The organism is Nocardioides sp. (assembly GCF_035703625.1).
Taxonomy (GTDB): domain Bacteria; phylum Actinomycetota; class Actinomycetes; order Propionibacteriales; family Nocardioidaceae; genus Nocardioides.
In genome coordinates this window covers 1-2,274 of sequence record NZ_DASSXS010000192.1, presented here as the reverse complement: position 1 = coordinate 2,274, position 2,274 = coordinate 1, and the positions used below count along the sequence as shown (strand labels likewise).

Here is a 2,274-nt window from a genome sequence, read left to right as displayed (position 1 = left end):
TCGAGGTTGGAGCCGTACCCGGCGTACCAGACCGAGCCGCCGTCCCACCTGCCCTGTCCCGCGCTCAGAACAGTGCGTCCTGTTCGATCTCGAGCAGCGTCTGCTTGCGCTCGAGCCCGCCGGCGTAGCCGGTGAGCGTCCCGTTGGCACCGATCACGCGGTGGCAGGGGATCACGATCGGGATCGGGTTGCGGCCGTTGGCCAGCCCCACCGCGCGGGACGCGGCGTTGGTCATGCCGAGCCGGTGCGCGATCTCGCCGTACGACGCGGTCTCGCCGTAGCCGATGCCGAGCAGCGCGTCCCAGACCCGCCGCTGGAAGTCGCTGCCCTGCGGAGCCAGCGGGAGGTCGAACTCCTTGAGGTCGCGGGCGAAGTACGCCGTCAGCTGGCCCACCGCCCTGGCGAGCACCGGATGGTCGTCGTCGCGCTCGCCGATGGGACGGCCGTCGGTGCTCGCCCGGAACGGGGCGAACTCGATCGCGGTGAGCTTCCCCCCGCGTTCGACGATGCGCAGCTCACCCACGGGTGAGTCCATCAGGGTCCACATGTCAGTCGTCTCCTTCTCGGGTGACCAGTGTCTGCCACAGGTGCATCTGGGCGTAGGAGCGCCACGGTCGCCAGCCCTCGGCGAGGCGGGCGGCCCCCCGCGGATCGCGACCCAGGGCGGTGAGGGCGTCGCGGATGCCGACGTCGGTCGGCAGGAAAACGTCGGGGTGGCCGAGGGCGCGCAGCGCGACGTAGTCGGCGGTCCAGGGCCCGATGCCGGGGATGTCGAGGAGCGCGTGGCGGACCCGGTCGCGGTCGGGACCGCGGTCCAGGGCGAGCGTGCCGTCGGCCAGCGCGGCACACAGGGCGACCAGGGCCCTCCCCCGGGCCCGTGGCATCGGAAGGTCGCCCGGGTCGAGGGCGGCGACCGTCGCCGGGTCGGGGAACAGGTGGGTGAGTCCGGCGGCCTCCTGCGCGCTCTGGGCGCCCAGAGGCCGACCATGGGCCCGCACCAGCCGGGCGGCGACGGTCCTGGCACCGGCCACGCTGACCTGCTGGCCGAGCACCGCCCGGACGGCGACCTCGTTGCCGTCGACGTGGCCCGGGACGCGGAGCCCCGGGTGGCGGCGGACCAGCGGTCCCACGATCGGGTCGCCGGCGAACGCGTCGGCGACGGCCACCGGGTCGCAGTCGGCATCCAGCATCCGCCGGGTCCGCTCGACGGCCGCCGCCGTGTCGCGCAGGTCGTCGAGGGCGAACCTGGCCGTGACGAACGCCGTCTCCCCCGCCGCCGGGGCGTCCGGCACGTCGAGCCGGACGGTCCCGGCGCCGTGGGGCAGGGCGAGGGTGCGGGCGTACCAGCCGCGGCCCGCCGCTTCGACGCCGGGAACGGCCCGTACGGCCAGGAAGCCGAGCAGGGCCGAGCCGGCGAACGGGGTGCGGACGGCGAGCCGCATCGTGAGCGTCCCCGTGGCCGGTGCTCCGTGTCGCCGCCCGCGCAGCTCGGTGGGGGTGGTGGCGTAGACCTCGCGGATCGTGTCGTTGAACTGGCGCACGCTGGAGAACCCGGCGGCGAAGGCGATGTCGGCGTGGGTGAGCTGGGTCGTCTCGATCAGCACGCGCGCGGTCTGGGCCCGCTTGGCCCTGGCGAGTGCGAGGGGGCCGGCCCCCAGCTCGGAGGTCAGGATCCGGGTGAGGTGCCGTGGCGTGTAGCCGACCCGGGCGGCGAGGCCGGGGACGCCCTCCCGGTCGACCACGCCGTCGGCGATCAGCCGCATGGCGCGCCCTGCCGCGTCGGCCGCGGTGTCCCAGTCGGGGCTGCCGGGCGTCGCGTCGGGCAGGCAGCGCTTGCAGGCGCGGTAGCCCGCCGCCTGCGCGGCGGCCGCGCTCGGGTGGAAGGTGACGTTCCTGAGGGCGGGGGTCCGGGCCGGGCACGAGGGACGGCAGTAGATGCCGGTCGTCCGGACCGCGGTGTAGAAGACCCCGTCGAACCTCCGGTCGCGGGACTTCACCGCGCGGTAGCAGGACTCCCGGTCCAGCTTGTCGAGGGGGCTCATGGCTCCATCATGCCTGCCGACGCCGACGCGTTCTGGCGGGAATCGGACACGGCCAACGGCCGTCCCCTACAGTCTCCGGCGTGAGACGGGTGGAGATCGTCAGGGTCGGTCCCGACCAGTGGCGGGTGTTCAGGGACCTGCGGCTGCGGGCGCTGCGGGAGGCGCCGTACGCCTTCGGGTCGCGGTACGACGACTGGGCGCAGGCACCCGAGTCGAGGTGGCGGGACCGGCT

At 74.7% G+C, this 2,274-nt stretch carries 2 protein-coding genes; both read right to left on the bottom strand.

The annotated features are described in order from the left end of the window. Positions 1–64: 64 nt before the first annotated feature. Positions 65–547 carry a methylated-DNA--[protein]-cysteine S-methyltransferase gene (locus tag VFN12_RS09510; RefSeq protein ID WP_325118409.1) on the bottom strand — a complete coding sequence of 161 codons (483 nt, stop codon included), beginning with the start codon at positions 545–547 and terminating at the stop codon, positions 65–67. A gap of 1 nt (position 548) precedes the next feature. After that, positions 549–2,042 (bottom strand): AlkA N-terminal domain-containing protein, encoded by a 1,494-nt coding sequence (locus VFN12_RS09505; RefSeq protein ID WP_325118408.1) that lies wholly within the window; start codon positions 2,040–2,042, stop codon positions 549–551. Between the last annotated feature and the right edge of the window lie 232 nt (positions 2,043–2,274).

Excerpts from the sequence above, each read along its gene's own strand:
- VFN12_RS09510 (WP_325118409.1), bottom strand. The coding sequence starts at position 547 with ATGTGGACCCTGATGGACTCACCCGTGGGTGAGCTGCGCATCGTCGAA.
- VFN12_RS09505 (WP_325118408.1), bottom strand. The coding sequence starts at position 2,042 with ATGAGCCCCCTCGACAAGCTGGACCGGGAGTCCTGCTACCGCGCGGTG.